Genomic DNA, 20,482 nt, shown 5'->3' on the forward strand with positions numbered 1-20,482 from the left:
CCGCCGTCCCAGCGCCGCCCTCTGCGGGCGGGGTGGCGACCACCTCGGGCCGTCCTTGCGGCGTTGGCGGCCCAAAAAACCGCCCCCACCCGCTCTGGGCCCCAAACCCCGGCTTCATCCAGCGCTTACTTAGGCAACGCGATCCAGCAGCCACTGGGTCAGCAGGCCGACCGGGCGACCGGTAGCCATGCCGCGCTTGCCTTCATCGCTGGCCACGCCGGCGATGTCCAGGTGCGCCCAGCGCTGGCCTTCAGTGAAGCGCGACAGGAAGCAGCCAGCGGTGATGGCGCCAGCCCAACGGCCGCCGATGTTGTAGACGTCGGCGAAGCTGGAATCCAGCATGCCCTGGTATTCGTCCCACAGCGGCAGGCGCCATGCGCGATCGAACACGTTCTCGCCAGCGGCGGTCAGTTCGTTGGCCAGGTCGTCGTGCTTGCTCATCAGGCCGGCGGTCTGGTGGCCCAGGGCCACCATGCAGGCGCCGGTGAGGGTGGCCACGTCGATCAGTGCAGCCGGCTCGAAGCGCTGCGCATAGGTCAGCGCGTCGCACAGGATCAGGCGGCCTTCGGCGTCGGTATTGCCCACTTCGATGGTCTTGCCTGACATCGAGGTGATCACGTCGGACGGACGGTAGGCGTTGCCGTCGATGGCGTTCTCCACTGCCGGCACGACTACCACGAGGTTCAAGGGCAGCTTGGCCTTGACCGTGGCGACGAAGGTGCCGATGACGTTGGCGCCACCGCACATGTCGTACTTCATTTCCTCGATGCCGCCCTGGGTCTTCAGGTTGACGCCGCCGGTGTCGAAGGTGATGCCCTTGCCGACCAGCACGTAGGGCTTGGCGTCGCCGCCGTTGCTCCACTTCAGCACCACCAGCTTGGGTCGGTTGGCCGAGCCACGGGCCACGGCCAGCAGCGAGCCCATGCCCAGCGCTTCCATCTGCGCCTCGTCCAGGATCTCGGCCTCGGCACCCTCGTGCTCGGCGGCGAACTTGACCGAGGATTCGGCTAGGTAGGCCGGGGTGCAGTAGTTCGGCGGCAGGTTGCCCAGCTCGCGGGCGTACTCCACGCCGGCGGCAATGGCCTGGCCCTGCAGCAGTGCGGTTTCGTCGTTGCTTGCGATGGCCAGCGACTCCAGGCCCGGCGCTTCCGGCTTCTTCTTGCCCAGGGTGGCGGTGTAGCGGTAGCTGGCGTGGTTGGCGGTGATCACAGCCTGACGGACGTTCCAGGCGGCATCGCGGCCGCTGACTTCCAGTTCGTTCAGGGTGAACAGCGCGCTGCGGGTATTGCCGGCCTTCAGGGCGCGGGCGGCGTCGCCGGCGGCCTTCAGGTACTGCACCACGCCAAATTTGGCCGGCTCGCCCAGGCCAACCACCAGCACGCGGGCGGCGCTGACGCCGGCCAGATCGTGCAACAGGGTGGTGTTGCCGGTCTTGCCGCCAACATCGCCGCGCTCGATCAGCGCGGCCAGGCGGCCGCCGGAAGCCGCGTCCAGGGCCTGTGCGGCCGGCGTCAGCGACTTGTCAGAGAAGGCGCCAACAATGACGCAATCCACCTCGGCGGAGACCGGGGCGGCGTGGTTCAGGGTGAATTCCAGAGACATTGATCAGATTCCGTTGCCAAATCCGTACAATCGCAGGCTGTATACGCAAGGCCATCGAGGCCGGGCGTTCTGCGGACTAAACCGAGAGTTTAAACCACCGACCCTATGGCGAAGCTTGACCGCTACCTTCTGAGTGACTTCCTCCAGAGCTTTCTGGCTACTTTGACCGTACTTCTGGTAGTCAGCATGGGTGGTGTGCTGGTCGACATCCTCGGCCGCATTGCCGATGGTCGCATCCCGGCCGGCCTGATGCTGTCCCAACTGGGCCTGCAGTTCATCGTCTACCTGCCCATCATCCTGCCCTTGGCGTTGATGCTCGGGCTGGCCTTGTCGATCGCGCGGCTGTACCGCGATTCAGAAATGGCGGTGCTGACCGGCGTTGGCGTCGGTCCCAAGCGCCTGCTCAAGCCGATCCTGCTGTTGACGGTGCCAGTGGTGGCGCTGGTCGCGGCCTGCTCGCTGTGGCTGGGCCCCTGGGCCGACCGCAACGCCGAACGGATGTTGCAGGAAGCCAGCCGCAGCATGGTGGTGGCCGGGCTGGAGCCGGGCCAGTTCACCCCGCTGGCCGGTGGCGGCGTGGTCTACCTGTCTTCGTTGACGGGCGACGGCACCAAGATGGGCAAGGTATTCATGCAGCGTCAGAAGGAAGGGCGTATCGACGTGGTATCGGCAAACAGCGGCGCGATGTTCTTCGAAGGCGAGCGCCAGCGCTATCTGCGGCTGGAGGACGGTTATCGGGTTGAAGGTCCGGAGAGCGGAACCCTGGATTACCGGCTGATGCGCTATGCGCGCAACGAAGTGGCCTTGCCGGACCGCGAGGAAGTGCGCGACGAGAATGATCCGGAGATGCTGACCACCAGGCAGTTGCTCGGCGATGACCGGCCGGAGGCCAAGGCCCAGCTGCACTGGCGTATCACCCCGCCGTTGCTGGCCCTGGCATTTGCCCTGCTGACCTTGCCGCTGGCCCGCAGCGCACCGCGCCAGCAGCGTTACGGCCGCATCATGGTGGCGTTCCTGGCCTATACGGTTGGCGTGAGCCTGAGCATTCTCGGCCGCCAGTGGCTGGCTGCGGGCAAGCTGCCGGTGGACGCCGGTATGTGGTGGTTGACCCTGCCGTTGCTGCTGTTGGCGCTGTGGCTGTACTTCCGTGATGGGCGCTTGAGCCGTCGCCGTATGGGGGCAAAGGCATGAGGTTGCTGCCACGGATTCATGACGTTTACGTAGGCCGTACCGTGCTGCTCACGGTGCTGGTGGTGTGGATGGTGCTGCTTGGCCTGGACGCGATCATGGCCTTGTCCGGCGAGGCCGGGAAGATTGGCCAGGGCCATTACAGCTTCGGCCATGCCTTGGCGTGGGTGGCTTACACCTTGCCGCGCCGTGCCTATACGCTCTTTCCGATGGCCGCGGTGATCGGCGCGCTGATGGGTCTGGGCCAACTGGCGGCGACCTCAGAGCTGACCGCGCTGCGTGCAGTCGGTGTGTCGCGGCGGCGGATCGCGCTGTCTGTCGCGATCGCGCTGTCCTTGCTGACCGTGCTGATGGTGGTCAATGGCGAAACCCTCTCGCCCTGGGCGCAGAGCCGCGCCGATGCCTTGAAGGCCAGTGCACGCTTCAACACCGATATGGCCACCGCCCGCTATTCGGGCCTGTGGGCGCGTGAGGGCGACACCTTCCTCAACGCGCTGACCGGCGAAGAGCAGCTCAGCGCCGACGGTCAGTCGACCTTGCTGCTGCATGACGTACGCCTGTATCAGCTGAGCGAAGACGGGCGCTTGCTGAGCCTGACCTACGCCAAGACCGCACGCCACGACACTCAGGGTTGGGTGTTGGAAAGCGTGCGCCGCGATACCTTCGGCGAGCGCTCGGTCGCGCGTCAGGAGCTGCCCAGCGAAAAGTGGGCCTCCCAGCTGGATGCGTCTGCGCTGGCTTCCGGCTTGGCCAAGCCCCGCAACCTAGGCGTCGGCGAGCTCAAGACCAGCATCGACTACCGCAAGCGCAATGGCCTGGACGCGCGTGAGTACGAAGACACCTATTGGGGGCGCTGGTTCTACCCCTTGAACGTGTTGGCGCTGTGCCTGGCCGCGGTGCCGTTTGCGTTTGGTTCGCTGCGCAGCGGTGGCATGGGCAAGCGCCTGTTCCTGGGCATGCTGTTCGCGTTGGGCTTCCTGCTGTTGCAGATGTTCTTCGGCCGCATGGCCGGCGCGCTGAAGTTTGATTACCGCATCGCCTATGCCTTGCCGCCGCTGTTGATGCTGGCGATCTCCGGCTGGTTGTCGCGACGACGGGTGGGCTGATCGCGCGATTGTTGTTGTGGGAGCGGCGTTAGCCGCGAAGCCGCCACATCATCAGATTGCGGGAATGCCGGTGATTCCAACATTGCCAGCTTCGCGGCTTACGCCGCTCCTACACGGTTTGTTGGTAATGCCCCTTGCCGAGCATGGCTCGGCACTACAGTTTCTGTAGGCGGGTGCCGCTCAGGCGGTCGTGCAGGGTCAGGCGCTCGCGGTCGAACAAGGCCCAGAAGAAGCCCAGTCCGCCCAGCAGCAGCGACAGCGTGGCCAGTGCATAGCGCTTCCACAGCAGGGCCCGGCTGGGTGCTTGCCCGTCAGCGGTTTGCAGGCGCAGCCGCCACGGGCGCATGCCCAGGGTCTGCCCGCCGCGCTTCCAGCTCTCGGTGGCGTAGAGCCCGGCAATCAGCCAGCAGCTCAGCCACAACAGCCATTGCAGGGTACTGAACGGATGGATGTTGTCGCGGCTGGCATGCCCGGCCAGCGCGTAGCCGACGGTGAATAACGCCGAGACCAGCATCCACAGCGCCAGCACTGGCCACAGGTCGTAGAACAGCGCGGCCAGGCGGCGCAGCAGCAACGCGGAGGGGCGGGGCGATTCGGCAAAAGTGGGTGCGCTCATGGGCCGAGCATACGGTTTGTGACGGCATGCGTGCATGGGCAGTCGTGGAAGCAGGGCTTATCCTTGTGCCGATGTCCGCGCCCCTGACCCCCGCCGAACGCCGCCAACTGGTGCAGCAATTGCCACCGTTGCGCGATGCCGATGACCGTTTGATCCAGCGGTTTCTGGACGCGATCTGGGCCGAGCATGGTTTGGCGCGTGCCTCGTTGGATAGCTATCGACGCGATCTGGAAGGCCTGTCGCGATGGCGCGATGGCGGCAACGATGGTCTGGCCGGGATAGATCGGGCTGGCCTGTTCGATTACCTGGCCTGGCGCACCCGCCACGGCTGGACCGCGCGCAGCAACGCGCGTTTGCTGTCGGTGCTGCGTGCCTTCTTCGGCCAGGTGCTGAAACGTGGCGAGCGCAGTGATGACCCTGCTGCGCTGCTGGAATCGCCCAAACTGCCACGCTCACTGCCCAAGGCCTTGGCCGAAAGCCAGATCGAGGCCTTGTTGGCAGCGCCGGACGTGGAAGGCCCGGTCGGCCTGCGTGACCGCGCCATGCTGGAGCTGATGTACGCCGCCGGTCTGCGCGTCAGCGAATTGGTCAATCTGCCAGCCAATGCGGTCAATCTGCGCCAGGGCGTGTTGCGGGTGACCGGCAAGGGCAGCAAGGAGCGGCTGGTGCCCTTGGGCGAGGAATCGCAGTACTGGCTGGAGCGCTATCTGGCCACGGCGCGGCCGGCCCTGACCGGAGGCAAGCCGGTTGCGGCGACGCTGGCCGGGCAGGTGCCGCTGTTCGTCGATGTCGACCGTACACCCTTGAGCCGGCAGCAATTCTGGGCCCTGGTGAAAACAAGTGCAGCGGTGGCTGGCATCGACCCGGGCAAGATCAGCCCGCACGGCTTGCGCCACAGCTTTGCCACCCATCTGCTCAACCACGGTGCCGATCTGCGTGCGCTGCAGATGCTGCTTGGCCACAGTTCGCTGTCCACCACCCAGATATACACCCTGGTCGCCCGCGAGCACCTGCAGAAGCTGCACCGCAAGCATCACCCGCGCGGGTGAGTCTCCCCGGCCTGTGGAAGCTGCGCCTTTTGTAGGAGCGGCGTAAGCCGCGAAGCCGGTAAATTGTCAGATAGACAGCTGACATGGGGTGCCAAAGGCCTGTGGGAGCGGCGTCAGCCGCGAAGCAGATGGACCAGGAGATTGCAGTTGGTGTCTGTGTTCAGGCATTGCTGGCTTCGCGGCTTACGCCGCTCCTGCAAAACAGCGCCGCTCCCACACCGGTTCGGGCGGTGTGCGAGAATCCCGCTGTTCTCTTTCGATGGGTCGCCATGTTCCGATTTGCCATTGCCGCGCTGTTTGGCGCGCTCAGCCTTACCGCCTGCGCGCAACAGCCCGCAGCACCCAAAGCCGCTGCCAGTGCCGCCGCCTCGCCGGCCGATGCCGCAGTCGAAAAGCAGGTGCGTGATGCCCTCAAGGAGCTGGATCCCAACCTGAAGCCGGAATACATCGGCGCGGCGCCGTTTGCGGGTTTCCGTGAGGTACTGGTGTCCGGACAGGTGCTGTACGTGACCGATGACGGTCGCTATCTGCTGCAGGGCACGCCCTACGACATCGAGAAAAAGGCCCAGGCCACCAGCCCCGGCCTGCTGGCTTACCGCCGCAACCTGCTGTCATCGCTGCCGCATGCGGACCGCATCGTGTTTGCGCCGCCGAATGCCAAGCACACCATCAGTGTGTTCACGGATATCGAGTGCGGGTACTGCCGCAAGCTGCACCAGGACATCGCCGAACTGAACCGTAATGGTATTGCCGTCGAATACCTTGCGTTCCCGCGCATGGGCTTGGCCAGCAAAGACGCTACCGACATGGTCTCGGTCTGGTGTGCCAGCGACCGCAAGGCCGCGTTGACTGCAGCCAAGACCGGCCAGCCGGTTCCGGCCAAGAACTGCACCAATCCAGTGGCCATGCAGTACAACCTTGGCCAGCAGCTGGGCATCAACGGTACCCCGGCGATCTTTGCCGCCGATGGCAGCCAGCTCGGAGGCTATCTGCCGCCGGCACAGCTGAAGGCAGCGTTGGACCGTATCGAAGCCGGCGGCAGCCGCTGATAGCGTTGCCCGCCAAGGCTTGAACAGACAACGCCCCTCCCGGTAACGCGAGGGGCGTTGTCGTTTTGGCTGTCACTTACTCACTTCAGCCCTTTGCTGACGCTATTGACCAGCGTGCCCTGAGCATCGTCACCGCTGAACTCCCAGAAGAACGCACCGCCCAAGCCTTGTGCTTTGACGTAGGCCATCTTGCGGCCAAGCATCTCCGGTGTATCCACGCTCCAGAAGGTGTTGCCGTCGTACAGCCAGGTGGCCTGCGCGACGGGGTCGGTGTACACCGGCCAGCCGAGGTTCTTGAGCACCTTCCAGTCCTCGATGCCGGTCTCGTACTTGCCAGGCGCTGGCCGCCCGTTCTGGTACAGCCCGTTGTTGCCGCGGGCCACTTTTGTCCAGCCACGCCCATAGAAGCCGACGCCCAGGTTCAACTTGGCGGCAGGCACGCCGCGTTGCAGATAGGCCTCGATGGCATCGTTGCTGTTGTACAGCGCGGCGTCACCGCTTGAAGGATCTGCCGGGGAGTGGAACAGGGCAGTGTGGTGGTTGGTGGCGCCGTCCCAGGCGCCATGGAAGTCGTAAGTCATCACGTTGATGAAATCCAGATGGCGGTGATAGACGGCAGGATCGGTTGGGCGGATCTTGTCGATGCCGGCTCCCACCGCCACGGTCAGCAGCAGGCCCGGACGTACCGCGTCCAGCTGGCGGCGGAACTCGGCCAGCAGGGCGGTGAAATTGTCGCGGTCGGCCGGTGTGCCGCAGCTCAGGCCGCAGGCGGCTGGGTATTCCCAGTCGATGTCGATGCCATCGAACACGCCAGCAGCTACACCTTTGCCGCCGGCATGGTCGGTGAACGGCAGGTTGCCCTTGATATAGGCATCAATGCAGGAGGCGACAAAGGCCTGGCGGTTCTCCGCGCGCGCAGCGCTGGAGAAGCCGCGTGACCAGGTCCAGCCGCCCAGCGAAATCAGGGTCTTCAACTGCGGGTGCTTGGCCTTGAGCTGTTTGAGCTGGTTCCAGTTGCCGCGCAGCGGTTGGTTCCACTGGTCGGCGACGCCGCTGACGCTTTCGCTGGAGCCAAAGCTGCGGGTGTAATCGGCATAGGCATCGCCGCCAGCGCCGCTGGCCGGATCGGCGGCCTGGGTGATGCCAACTTCGCAGCGGTTGTTGCGGACGTTGCCGAAGGCGTAATTGATATGGGTCAGGCGCGCCGCCGAGCCGCTGCTGTCGATGTTCTTGACCCGGTAATTGCGGTCATAAATGCCCCATTGGGTGAAGTAGCCGATCACCCGCTTGCTGCCGTTGCTCGGAGTGCCCGGTTCTTCAGGGTCGCCGCCGCTGTCCTCGGCCAAGGTGCTGGCGCTGACGATTGGGCTGAGTGCCGAAGCGTTGCCTGCCTTGTCGCGGGTGCGTACGGCATAGCGATAGCTGGTAGCTGGGGTCAGCGCGGTGTCGGTATGCCCGGTACCAGCAATGGCGGCGATCTGCGTGCCGTCGCGGTACAGGTCATAGGCGGCGATGCCGCTGCCGCCGGGGTTGTCGCTGGCAGCGTTCCAGCGCAAGACAATGCTGGTTGGGGTGCGCGCCTGCACGCTGAGCCCGTCCGGGATCGAGGGTGCGGTGCTGTCCTTGTCCGGCGCGGCGACAGTCACGCTGACCGTGGCCGAGGTGGTGCTGGCATTGCGGTCATCGGTGGCGATGGCGCTGAGCAGGTAGTTGCCGGCTGCGGCGTTATGCCAGGAGAGGTTGTAAGGGGCGCTGCTGACGCTGCCCACGGAGTGGCCGTTGCGGAAGAACTCGACCTTGCGGATGCTGCCGTCGCTGTCGGCCGCAGCAGCACTGAAGGTGATGGTGCTGCCGGCGCTGAACGTGCTGCCCGTGCTGGGTGAGGTCAGGCGGACCTGCGGCGGCTGGTTGGCGGCCGGCGTGCCGTCATCGCAGCGGCCCAGGTTTTCGTAATAGTGGCGGCCAGCCGGATGATCGGGTGGCGCGTTCCAGATGGTCTGGCGTGCCTGGTACAGCACGCCGTCCTTTTGCAAGGTGTCGCCGGACTGGTAGATCGTCGTTCCCAGCCAGGGTTTTACCCCCGCGCAGTTGGCTGCCTGAGCCGTCGGTACGACGCTGGCTGAAGCGAGTACCAGGGTCAGTGCCCAGCCCAGCCGCGCGCTGCGGCTCGGCTGGCGGGTGTATCGGGGCCGGAAAGGGCCTGCGGGATGGTCCTTCATGGTGGGTCTCCTTCTGCGGTTGGCGGATGCTTTTTCCGTTGGTCGTGCGGCTTTTGCGGCACGCCTTCGGCGAGGCGGACGCGGTTGCGCCCGGCCTTGCGGCGGCGGGGAATGCTTGTTTGGCCCGGATCTGGACAGCTGAACCGACACGCTGGTACCGGCCGGTTGAGGATAACGTTGTCAAAATCAGTGGCGCGGTTTACCCCGCGCGGCAGGCTGTCGGTGTGAACCGCGTCAAGGCTGAGGACTTCCGGTAGCCCGGGCGCTGAGGCTTGGGGCGGCCGAGTCCGGTACAATCGCGGGCCGATTCCCACCATGGTCTCCCGGACATGATCGTCCTCGAGGGCGCAGCTGCCCTTTCGCCGTTCCGCCGCGAACGTCTTGAATCCCGCCTGCAGTCCATTGCCGCCGATCTGCGCATCACCGGTGCCTGGCACGTCTACTTCACCCAAGCTGCCGATGCCGGCGCGGTCGACCTGACCACGCTGGGCCGCATCCTGCAGGGCCAGCCACAGGCCGCCGAGCGTGCCGAAGGCGCAATCTCGCGCTATGTGGTGCCGCGCCTGGGCACGCTGTCGCCGTGGTCGAGCAAGGCCACCGAGCTGGTGCGCGGCGCCGGCCTGCCGATCCAGCGCGTCGAGCGCGGTACCCGCATCGACCTGAGCGGCTGGCCAGCTGATCCGGCCCAGCAGGCCGCGTTGGCCAAGCTGCTGCACGATCCGATGACCCAGTCGCTGCTGGCCGACATCGACCAGGCGCAGGCGCTGTTCAACAATGTTGGCCGTGGCACTCTGGAGCGCATTGCGCTGAACGACCTGGAAGGCGCCAACAAGCGCCTCGGTCTGGCCTTGGCCGATGACGAGATCGACTACCTGCGCCAGCGTTACAGCGAGCTCGGCCGTGATCCGTCCGACGTCGAGCTGATGATGTTCGCGCAGGCCAACTCCGAGCATTGCCGGCACAAGATCTTCAACGCCAGCTGGACCATCGACGGCAACGAGCAGGAGCGCTCGCTGTTCAAGATGATCAAGTACACCCACCAGCAGACCCCGCAGCACACGCTCAGCGCGTACAGCGACAATGCAGCTGTGGTGGAAGGCGAGCCGGCTGCGCGCTATCGCCCGGACCCGGCCACCGGCAAATACCGCAGCGAAGCGGTGGTGCCCAGTGCCTTCCAGATCAAGGTGGAAACGCATAACCACCCGACCGCGATTGCCCCGTTCCCGGGTGCTGCGACCGGCGCCGGCGGTGAAATCCGCGACGAAGGTGCCACTGGCCGCGGCGGCAAGCCCAAGGCCGGCCTGACCGGTTTCTCGGTCTCGCACCTGCGCATCCCGACCCTGCCGCAGCCGTGGGAGGCGCCGCGCGCGCTGAACCCGCGCATGGCGCCGGCCCTGGACATCATGCTCGATGGCCCGCTTGGTGGCGCTGCGTTCAACAACGAATTCGGCCGCCCGAACCTGCTCGGTTATTTCCGCAGCTTCGAGCTGCCGGAAGACGGCATCACCCGCGCCTACGACAAGCCGATCATGTTGGCTGGTGGCCTGGGCGCGATTGACCGCGTGCAGGTCGAAAAGCTGCAGCTGCAGGCCGGCGACGCGGTGATCGTGCTCGGCGGCCCGGCCATGTTGATTGGTCTGGGCGGCGGTGCGGCTTCGTCGGTGGCCTCGGGCGAAAGCGCCGAAGACCTCGATTTTGCCAGCGTGCAGCGCGACAACCCGGAAATGGAACGCCGCTGTCAGGAGGTGATCGACCGTTGCGTGGCCATGGGCACGAACAACCCGATCAAGTTCTTCCATGACGTCGGCGCCGGTGGCCTGTCCAACGCCATTCCGGAACTGCTGCACGACTCCAATGTCGGCGGCGTGATCGACCTGGGCAAGGTGCCCACCGACGATCCCTCGCTGTCGCCGCTGGAACTGTGGTGCAACGAGTCGCAGGAACGTTATGTACTGGGCGTGGCGCAGGAGCGTCTGGCCGAATTCGCCGCCATCTGTGCGCGCGAACGCTGCCCGTTCGCCGCGGTCGGCGTCGCCACCAGCGAAGAACACCTGGTCGTTGCCTATGGCGCGACCCCGGGCAACACCCCGGCTGATGCGCCTATCGACCTGCCGATGGACGTGCTGTTCGGCAAAGCGCCGAAGATGCACCGCGATGCCGTGCATCCGCCGGCACCGCGCTGGCCGTCGCTGAAGACTGCCGGTATCGATCTGCACGATGCAGGCTTGCGTGTGCTTGCACACCCGACCGTGGCATCGAAGAGCTTCCTAGTCACCATCGGTGACCGTAGCGTGGGTGGTCTGACCGCGCGCGAGCAGATGATTGGCCCGTGGCAGCTGCCGATGGCGGACGTTGCGATCACCCTGGCAGGGTTTGATACCTACGCCGGTGAAGCGATGTCGCTGGGCGAGCGTACGCCGCTGGCACTGTTGAACGCCGCTGCATCGGCACGCATGGCGGTGGGTGAAGCCATCACCAACCTGTGCGCTGCACCGGTGACCGCGCTGGATACGGTCAAGCTCTCCGCCAACTGGATGGCCGCCTGCGGCCACAACGGCGAAGACGCGCTGCTGTATGACGCGGTCAAGGCCGTTGGCATGGAGCTGTGCCCACAGCTGGATATCAGCATCCCGGTGGGCAAGGACTCGCTGTCGATGCAGGCGCAGTGGCAGGCCGATGGCCAGGCTGAGAAGTCGGTGTCGCCGGTATCGCTGGTGATCACCGCGTTCGCGCCGGTCAGCGATGCCCGCCAGCAGTTGACCCCGCTGCTCGACCGCGAAACCGAAAGTGAGCTGTGGTTGATTGGCCTGGGCGCTGGCAAGCAGCGTCTTGGCGGTTCGATCCTGGCGCAGACCCAGGCCGATCACAGTGCGTTGCCGGCATTCGCCGGTGAAGTGCCTGATCTGGACGACCCGCAGCGCCTGCGCGCGTTCTTTGAATTGATCTGCGATGCACGTGAGTCTGGCCTGTTGCTGGCCTATCACGACCGCAGCGACGGCGGCGCTTTCGCAGCACTGTGCGAAATGGCGTTTGCCTCGCGCATGGGCCTGGACATCGTGCTTGATGCATGGGGCGATGATCCGTTCCGCAGCCTGTTCAACGAAGAGCTGGGCGCCGTGGTGCAGATCGCCAAGGAAGACCGCGCTGCGTTCGCCGACCTGGTCGAACGCCACGCGCTGACCGAATGCGCACAGCGCATCGCCCGCCCGACCACCGCACCGGTGGTGCGCGTGCAGCTGGCCGGCGACAGCGTTGTGGAATGGCGTTGGGAAGAATTGTTCGATGCCTGGTGGTCGGTCACCCACGCCATGCAGAAGCTGCGCGACAACCCGGATGCGGCCGATCAGGAGCGTGCGATTGCGCGCAACTTCAACGCCCCTGGCCTGAAGCCGAAGCTGGCATTTGATCCAGCCGACGATGTCGCCGCACCGTTCATCGCCAGCGGCGCACGGCCGAAGGTGGCGATCCTGCGCGAGCAGGGCGTCAACGGCCAGATTGAAATGGCCAATATTTTCGAGCGCGTTGGCTTCGACGCCTACGACGTGCACATGAGCGACCTGATCGAAGGCCGCGTGCAGCTGAGCGACTTCCGCGGCATCGCTGCCTGCGGCGGTTTCAGCTACGGCGACGTGCTGGGTGCGGGCCGTGGTTGGGCAACCTCCATCCTCGAGCGTCCGGCACTGCGTGAGGCCTTCGCGGCCTTCTTCGCCCGCCCGGATACCTTCGCGCTGGGCGTGTGCAACGGTTGCCAGATGATGAGCCAGCTCAAGGACATCATTCCCGGTGCCGAGCACTGGCCGAAGTTCCTGCGCAATGCCGGCGAGCAGTTCGAAGCACGCACCGCATTGCTGGAAATCGTAGAGTCGCCGTCGATCCTGCTGCGTGGCATGGCCGGCTCGCGCCTGCCGGTTGCGGTGGCACACGGCGAAGGCCGTGCCGAGTTCGACAGCGCGGTGGATCAGGCCGCCGCCAGCATCGCGCTGCGCTACGTTGACGGTGACGGCCGCGTGGCTACCCAGTACCCGCTCAATCCGAACGGTTCGCCGGACGGCATCACCGGCCTGACCACGACCGATGGCCGCGTCACCATCCTGATGCCGCACCCGGAACGCACTCCGCGTACGGTCAACCTGAGCTGGGCACCGGGCAGCTGGGGCGAAGATTCGCCGTGGCTGCGGATGTTCCGCAACGCAAGAGTATGGTGCGGCTGAACAGGCAAAAGCACCGAAAGATAATTTCAGTACATACGAAAACAAAAAGCCCGCAGGCCAACGCCTGCGGGCTTTTTCCGTTCTGGAATGTCGATTCATGTCTAGTCGCTCTGCTGTATCCAATGACAGACAAACAGAGTTGTTTGTCAAAAAAAACCGTCGATGAAATCTCGCTCGCAGCCCCATTTGTGCGCTGTATCTCGCAGATTCTCGGATCAGTCAGAAACTTGACGATCAAAAACCAGGCTGCCAACACTCGCGCCGTTCAGTAGGCCCACTTATCGCAGTGCGCTGCGTGGTGCCGACGACAGGGGCGCGTCTGCCGTCGGCAGACGATGCGGGAAATTGGGAAGAACACACGTCGGGAAACCACCGCCGCTACCTCGCCTGGTAGTGCGGCTGCGGCGCAAGAAAATTCAGTCCACTTCAGGAGCAGTTTCGATGAATCGGATCTATCGCAAGGTGTGGAACAAGGCGTTGGGACAGTTGGTTGTCGCATCGGAACTGGCGAGCTCCAACGGCGCTGGAGGTGTGGTGGATGCGCGCGGTGGTGGTTCGCAACGGGTGCAGCTGCTGGTGCTGGCGATCGCTCTGGGGCTTGGACTGGGAGCGCCTGCCGCATCATTGCAGGCACAGTCCGTAGCGGTGGGCGGTAACGCCAAATGCATCGTGCTCGGCAGTGCAAATCTGGCTGATTGCGCGCTGCAGGCGGATGCGAGTGCTGCTGGTGCGAGTGCAGTTGCCATCGGCGCGCGCAGCGTCGCTTCCGCGGCAGGCAGCGTGGCGTTGGGCAATGCGGCGATTGCCAGTGGCAGCAACAGCGTTGCCTTGGGCACCAATGCAGTGGCTGCACGCGACAATGTGGTGTCGGTTGGCGATGTCGGAAGCGAGCGGCAGATCAGCAATGTCGCGGCCGGCAGCGAAGATACCGACGCGGTCAATGTTGCCCAGCTCAATGCTGTCGCCGATGAGGCTGCGCAAACCAGCCGTTACTTCACTGCCAATGGGGCAAACGATGGTAGTGACGACGCGGTGGCCAGCGGCACCGGTGCTGCTGCAGCTGGCGTCGGCGCAGTGGCCAGTGGCGCGGAAAGTTTGGCAGTTGGTAGCGCCAGCAGCGCCACCGGTGATTACTCAAGCGCGCTTGGTTACGTCAACACTGCAACGGGTGAGAATAGTTCGGCAGTCGGCAACTTCAATCAGGTCGATGGTGACGATGCCAGCGCGTTTGGCTTTGCCAATTTTGTTGAAGGCGAAAATGCGCTGGCAATCGGTAGTAACAGCATCGCGTTGGGTGCCGGTAGCATCGTCATCGGTGATGGTGCTGTAGCCGACAACGTATCCGGCATCGCGCTCGGACAGACAACGATGGCATCAGGTGCCAATGCAGTTGCGCTGGGCAAGGATGCGACTGCCACACACGACAACAGCGTGGCACTGGGTTCTGGGTCGCGGACTGATCGTGACAACAGTGTGGCCGTTGGCGATGCCGGTAGTGAACGCCAGATCACCCATGTCGCTGCCGGCACCGAAGCAACCGATGCAGTGAACAAAAGGCAGCTGGATGAAGTAGGGGCTATTGCGCAGAACACGGACAAGTATTTCAAGGCTGGTCGCATGGTCGGCAGCGATGTTGGCGCATTGGCTGCAGGTACCGGCTCGGTGGCGGCCGGTGAGGCGGCTGCGGCGGCGGGTGATTACAGCATGGCGCTCGGCGCCCAGACGTCGGCAACGGGTAGCAGTGCGGTCGCCCTCGGTGGCCCGGCGCTGTTGTCCGCGGACCTTGGTGACTACGTTGCAACCAGTGCCAGCGGTGATGCGAGCACTGCAATGGGTGCTGGCGCCAATGCCAGCAGGCAGTTTGCGGTGGCGGTTGGCGCATTGAGCCAGGCACAGGCGGTAGCAGCTACCGCGATTGGTAGCGAGGCTCGGGCGTCGCGGCTCAATGCCAGCGCCTTTGGCGCATCCAGTTGGGCAGCCGGAGATAACAGCACCGCGGTGGGTCATGAAAGCGCAAGTCGAGGCCGAAATGCCACCGCACTGGGCGCGGACGCGCAGGCCATCGCCGTCGATAGCGTGGCGCTGGGTGCAAGTTCGCTTGCGGACCGTGCCAATACCGTATCGGTCGGAGATGAGGGCGCAGAACGGCAGATCACCAACGTTGCCGCAGGCACTGAAGGCACCGACGCGGTGAACAAGTCGCAGCTTGATGAAGTGGCTGACGAGCTTGATACGGTTGCGGACATTGCGACGAAGACCGATCGCTACTTCAAAGCCGATGGCGCCAACGACGGTACGGATGATGCGCAGGCCAGTGCCGAGGGCGCCACTGCAATCGGTGCTGCCGCGAACGCTGCAGGGCAGAACAGCACCGCGTTGGGACGCTCATCAGTGGCATCTGCGCTGAACAGCGTGGCGCTGGGAGCTGGTTCGATTGCAGATCGCAGCAACAGCGTGTCGGTGGGTAGCGTTGGCGCAGAACGGCAGATCACCAACGTAGCCGCAGGCACTGAAGGCACCGACGCGGTCAACCTGGATCAGCTCAGCGCAGTGGCCGCCGTCGCAGCGAATACCAGTAAGTATTTCGTGGCCACTGGTGGAGCCGGTGGAGATATCGGTGCCTATGCCGAAGGCGAGTTGGCTACCGCATCAGGTGAGGGCGCCAACGCGATCGGTGAGGGTGCGTCCGCTTATGGTACGGGTGCCACTGCACTGGGAAACGCCACGACTGCTTCAGGCCAGGCGGCGACCGCGCAGGGTGAGTTTGCTTCGGCTTTCGGGGCAACGGCCAATGCGCAAGGCGTCAACGCCTCTGCTTACGGCATGGCGGCCAATGCGCAAGGTGCCGATGCCTCGGCTTATGGCGCAGGTGCCGATGCACAAGGCATTGGGGCTGCGGCCTTCGGAGCGCGCGCACTGGCCGTCGATGAGGCTGCGCTGGCAGTTGGTCAAGCTGCCAGCGCGAAGGGTGTCGGTGTGGTCGCTCTCGGTTATCAGGCTAAGGCGACGGAAGCCGGTGCAATCGCGTCGGGCCATAAGGCCGCTGCGTTTGGTGAAGGAGCTGCTGCTTACGGCCATGCCGCATTGGCAATGGCGAAGGGAGCTTTGGCGGTGGGCCAATGGGCCGGTGCCATCGCTGAAGGCGGCGCTGCGTTCGGCAATGGCGCCGTTGCGTACGGCATTGGATCTGTTGCCGTTGGTAGAGGCGCTGGTGCTATGGGTGACGCTTCAGTCGCGCTAGGGTTGAATGCGCTTGCAAGTAGCGGCAATAGCGTGGCGCTGGGTGCCAACTCGGTTGCACACCGCAGCAATACGGTATCGGTTGGTGATGAGGGCGCAGAACGGCAGATCACCAGCGTTGCCGCAGGCACTGAAGGCACCGACGCGGTGAACAAGTCGCAGCTTGATGAAGTGGCTGACGAGCTCGATACGGTTGCGGACGTTGCGACGAAGACCGACCGCTACTTCAAAGCCGATGGCGCCAACGACGGTACGGATGATGCGCAGGCCAGTGCCGGGGGCGCCACTGCAATCGGTGCTGCAGCGAACGCCGCAGGACAGAACAGCACCGCGTTGGGACGCTCATCAGTGGCTTCTGCGCTGAACAGCGTGGCATTGGGCGCCGGCTCGGTGGCAGATCGCGACAATACCGTGTCAGTCGGCACTGCTGGAGCGCAGCGGCAAATCACCAATGTTGCTGCAGGTACCGAAGGCGCCGACGCGGTCAACCTGGATCAGCTTAACCTCGTCGCTGACGCGGGCCAGCAGACCAGCCGCTACTTCGTCGCCAACGGTGCGAGTGACGGCAGCGATGACGCGCATGCCGATGGCGCTGGTGCAACTGCAGCAGGTGTGGGCTCGCTGGCCAGTGGTGAACAGAGCACGTCCGTTGGTAACTACAACGTTGCCGCTGGTGATTACAGCAGTGCGCTGGGCTATGTGAATACCGCAAATGGAACCAATAGCACGGCGGTAGGTAACTTCAACCAAGTGGATGGTGAAGACGCTAACGCTTTTGGCTTCGCCAACTTCGTGGATGGCAATGGCGCAACCGCGATCGGTAGCAACAGTTTTGCCGGTGCTGATGCGAGCTTCGCAGGAGGCTTTGGCGCCGTTGCCAGTGGCCTGGCAACAGTGTCCTTGGGCAGTGCCAGTGAGGCGTCCGGTGAACAGGCAGTCGCGATAGGTGCCGATGCGGCTGCGCAAGGCCAGAATGCTGTGGCCTTGGGTGCGCAGAGCGCCGCATCCGGGAGCGGCGCAGTAGCCATGGGCCATAAGGCCAGCGCAGAGGCTGATGCGTCCACAGCGTTTGGTGGCGCGGCGCAGGCAAACGCGCAGGGTAGTACTGCACTAGGCAACTCTGCGGTCGCGTCTGCATTGAACAGCGTTGCGCTGGGAGCTGGTTCGGTCGCGGATCGCAGCAACAGCGTGTCGGTGGGCAGCGTTGGCGCAGAGCGGCAGATTACCAACGTCGCTGCAGGAACCGAAAAAAGCGATGCGGTGAACAAGTCGCAGCTGGACGAAGTGGCCGAGCAGCTTGATACGGTTGCGGAAGCTGCGACGAAGACTGATCGCTACTTCAAGGCCGATGGCGCCAACGACGGCACGGATGATGCGCAGGCCAGCGCCGCGGGCGCCACTGCAATCGGTGCTGCGGCAAGCGCTGTAGGGCAGAACAGCACCGCTCTTGGAAGCTCATCAGTAGCTTCTGCGCTGAACAGTGTGGCATTGGGCGCCGGCTCGGTGGCTGATCGTGACAACACCGTATCGGTCGGCAGCGCCGGGGTGGAGCGGCAGATCACCAATGTTGCTGCAGGTACCGAAGGCGCCGACGCGGTCAACCTGGATCAGCTCAACCTCGTAGCTGAGGCTGGGCAGCAGACCAGTCGCTACTTCGTCGCCAACGGAGCGAGTGACGGCAGCGACGACGCGCATGCCGATGGCGCTGGTGCAACTGCAGCAGGTGTGGGCTCGCTAGCCAGTGGTGAACAGAGCACGTCCGTTGGTAACTACAACGTTGCCGCTGGTGATTACAGCAGTGCGCTGGGCTATGTGAATACCGCAAATGGAACCAATAGCACGGCGGTAGGTAACTTCAACCAAGTGGATGGTGAAGACGCTAACGCTTTTGGCTTCGCCAACTTCGTGGATGGCAATGGCGCAACCGCGATCGGTAGCAACAGTTTTGCCGGTGCTGCTGCGAGCTTCGCAGGAGGCTTTGGCGCCGTTGCCAGTGGCCTGGCAACAGTGTCCTTGGGCAGTGCCAGTGAGGCGTCCGGTGAACAGGCAGTCGCGATAGGTGCTGATGCGGCTGCGCAAGGCCAGGATGCTGTGGCCTTGGGTGCGCAGAGTACCGCATCTGGGAACGGCGCAGTAGCCATGGGCCATAAGGCCAGCGCAGAGGCTGATGCGTCCACAGCGTTTGGTGGCGCGGCGCAGGCAAACGCGCAGGGTAGTACTGCACTGGGTAACTCTGCGGTCGCGTCTGCATTGAACAGCGTGGCGCTGGGTGCTGGTTCGGTCGCGGATCGCAGCAACAGCGTGTCGGTGGGCAGCGTTGGCGCAGAGCGGCAGATCACCAACGTAGCCGCAGGCACTGAAGGCACCGATGCGGTCAACAAGATGCAGCTGGATGCCGTTGCCGGCGTCGCGGGTGAGGCCAGCAAAATAAGCAAGTACTTCCAAGCCAGCGGTGCCGGAGTGGCAAGTGCGACCGGCACCAACGCCGTCGCAGCGGGTTCGGCTGCGGCCGCCAACGCGGAGCGTGGCACTGCGGTAGGTGCTGCCAGCGCGGCCGCGGCGGTGGGTGCAACCGCAATCGGTGCGGATGCAGCGGCGCGCGCCAGCAACAGCTCGGTGCTGGGGCGACAGGCCTCTGCTACTGCGGTTGGTGGTGTAGCTATTGGCTATACCGCATTTGCCAGCAACGGCGTGAATGGTGTCGCAATCGGTGCCGCTGCTGGTGTGTCCGGTGCCAACTCCGTCGCCTTGGGTGCGGGCGCGCGTGCCACTGAAGCCAATGTGGTGTCCGTAGGTAGTGGCAATGGTGCCAATGGGCCCGCGACGCGGCGGATCATCAACGTGGCGGCGGGTCGCATCATCGAAGGCGGTACCGACGCAGTCAATGGTGGCCAGCTGTACAGCACCAATCAACGCGTTGGCGCAGTAGAGACACGAGTGAATGATATCGATGATCGCATCGGCGACGTCGAGACGGTCACCGCCAACGTTGTGTCCTATGACGATGGTGAGCGCAGCAAAGTGACGTTCGCAGGTATCGAGGGCACCACCCTGGACAATGTGGCTGCGGGCAGCATCGCCATCGAGAGCATGCAGGCGATCAACGGTGGGCAGCTGTATCAGTCGCTCAGTTCCATCGCCAGCATTCTTGGCGGTGGCGCAGCACTGGGTATGCAGGGCTTGCTTGTCGCGCCGACCTACGTGGTCCAAGGTGCCAATTTCGACAATGTGGGGGATGCACTGGCGGCGCTGGATACGCAGATAAGCACAATCAACTCCCGCTGGCCGGCGGTGGATTCCAACAGTGGTGGTGCCGGTGGTATGGCCGATGAAGGGGATGTGGGAGGCGTAGTGCTGGGCAACGATGCCAAAGCGCCCGACCAGGCGGGTACGGGGGTTGGTCATGGCGCGTATGCGGCAGGCTTGAACGACACCGCACTAGGCAGCAAGGCGCGTGTCGATGCCGATGGCAGCACCGCTGTGGGTGCTAACACGGTGATTACCGTAGCTGCGACCAACGCTGTCGCAATGGGCGAGGGTGCCAGCGTCAGCGCAGCATCTGGCACGGCAATCGGTCAGGGCGCGCTGGTAAGTGCCGGCGGAGGTACCGCAATTGGTCAGGGCGCCAGCGTGCGCGCAGAAAAGGCGGTTGCCATCGGCCAGGGATCAGTGGCTGATCGGGCCAATACCGTCTCCGTTGGTAGTGCAGGCAACGAGCGGCAGATCACCCATCTTGCCGAAGGCACGCAGGCGACTGATGCGGTCAACAAGGCGCAGCTGGATAGAAGCTCGGTAGCAGCCAATGCCTATACAGATGGCAAGTTTGGGGCGATGGCGGACAGCTTCGAAGTGCTGCGCAGCGATATGGGGCGGCGTCTGCAGAACATCGATGAACGTATTGATCGTCAAGGCGCGATGAGTGCAGCGATGTTGAACATGGCCACCAGTGCGGCGGGCGTACGCACCGAGAACCGGGTTGGCGTCGGTGTTGGCTTCCAGGGGGGAGAGTCGGCGCTGTCGGTGGGTTACCAGCGTGCATTTGGTGATCGCGCAACTGTGACCTTTGGGGGGGCGTTCAGTAGCGATGACAGTTCGGTGGGTATTGGTGCCGGCTTCGGTTGGTAAACCGTGGCATTGATTGGTGGCCTGTCCCTCCTGGTCGGATCTGGCAGCAATGCGTTGCGGGCCATCGGTCACATGTG

The 20,482-nt window shown here is 64.4% G+C and carries 9 protein-coding genes; 6 read left to right on the forward strand and 3 right to left on the reverse strand.

The genetic code is table 11. The features are described from left to right. Positions 1 to 129: 129 nt before the first annotated feature. Positions 130 to 1,602 (reverse strand): leucyl aminopeptidase, encoded by a 1,473-nt coding sequence (locus tag ACVOLR_RS01310; protein WP_481534844.1) that lies wholly within the window; start codon positions 1,600 to 1,602, stop codon positions 130 to 132. A gap of 105 nt (positions 1,603 to 1,707) precedes the next feature. On the opposite strand from ACVOLR_RS01310, the gene lptF reads away from it, so the two are divergent. Together lptF and lptG are read left to right on the forward strand one after the other, a co-directional pair. Continuing rightward, positions 1,708 to 2,793 carry an LPS export ABC transporter permease LptF gene (lptF, locus tag ACVOLR_RS01315; RefSeq protein ID WP_481534845.1) on the forward strand — a complete coding sequence of 362 codons (1,086 nt, stop codon included), beginning with the start codon at positions 1,708 to 1,710 and terminating at the stop codon, positions 2,791 to 2,793. Then, positions 2,790 to 3,896 carry an LPS export ABC transporter permease LptG gene (gene lptG, locus ACVOLR_RS01320; RefSeq protein ID WP_481534846.1) on the forward strand — a complete coding sequence of 369 codons (1,107 nt, stop codon included), beginning with the start codon at positions 2,790 to 2,792 and terminating at the stop codon, positions 3,894 to 3,896. Before lptF ends, lptG begins: the two co-directional genes overlap by 4 nt. A 154-nt stretch (positions 3,897 to 4,050) precedes the next feature. Here lptG and ACVOLR_RS01325 read toward each other — a convergent pair whose 3' ends face one another. Then, on the reverse strand, positions 4,051 to 4,512 hold the full coding sequence (locus ACVOLR_RS01325) for an RDD family protein (RefSeq protein ID WP_481534847.1): 462 nt from the start codon (positions 4,510 to 4,512) through the stop codon (positions 4,051 to 4,053). A gap of 71 nt (positions 4,513 to 4,583) precedes the next feature. On the opposite strand from ACVOLR_RS01325, the gene xerD reads away from it, so the two are divergent. Further along, the gene (gene xerD, locus ACVOLR_RS01330) at positions 4,584 to 5,561 is read left to right on the forward strand and encodes a site-specific tyrosine recombinase XerD (RefSeq protein ID WP_481534848.1); all 978 of its coding nucleotides are present in this window, start codon (positions 4,584 to 4,586) and stop codon (positions 5,559 to 5,561) included. A 269-nt stretch (positions 5,562 to 5,830) separates the two neighbouring features. Then, complete coding sequence (locus tag ACVOLR_RS01335) at positions 5,831 to 6,610, forward strand: DsbC family protein (protein WP_481534849.1); 780 nt, start codon at positions 5,831 to 5,833, stop codon at positions 6,608 to 6,610. A gap of 80 nt (positions 6,611 to 6,690) precedes the next feature. Here ACVOLR_RS01335 and ACVOLR_RS01340 read toward each other — a convergent pair whose 3' ends face one another. Beyond that, positions 6,691 to 8,829 carry a glycosyl hydrolase family 18 protein gene (locus tag ACVOLR_RS01340; RefSeq protein ID WP_481534850.1) on the reverse strand — a complete coding sequence of 713 codons (2,139 nt, stop codon included), beginning with the start codon at positions 8,827 to 8,829 and terminating at the stop codon, positions 6,691 to 6,693. A 329-nt stretch (positions 8,830 to 9,158) separates the two neighbouring features. Between ACVOLR_RS01340 and purL the strand changes: the two genes are divergently transcribed. Both purL and ACVOLR_RS01350 read left to right on the forward strand, forming a co-directional pair. After that, positions 9,159 to 13,040 (forward strand): phosphoribosylformylglycinamidine synthase, encoded by a 3,882-nt coding sequence (gene purL, locus ACVOLR_RS01345; protein WP_481534851.1) that lies wholly within the window; start codon positions 9,159 to 9,161, stop codon positions 13,038 to 13,040. 441 nt (positions 13,041 to 13,481) lie between these two features. After that, positions 13,482 to 20,405: an ESPR-type extended signal peptide-containing protein gene (locus tag ACVOLR_RS01350; RefSeq protein ID WP_481534852.1), complete on the forward strand. Its 6,924-nt coding sequence runs from the start codon at positions 13,482 to 13,484 to the stop codon at positions 20,403 to 20,405. Positions 20,406 to 20,482: the final 77 nt, after the last annotated feature.

Source organism: Stenotrophomonas sp. STEN030 (assembly GCF_056759995.1).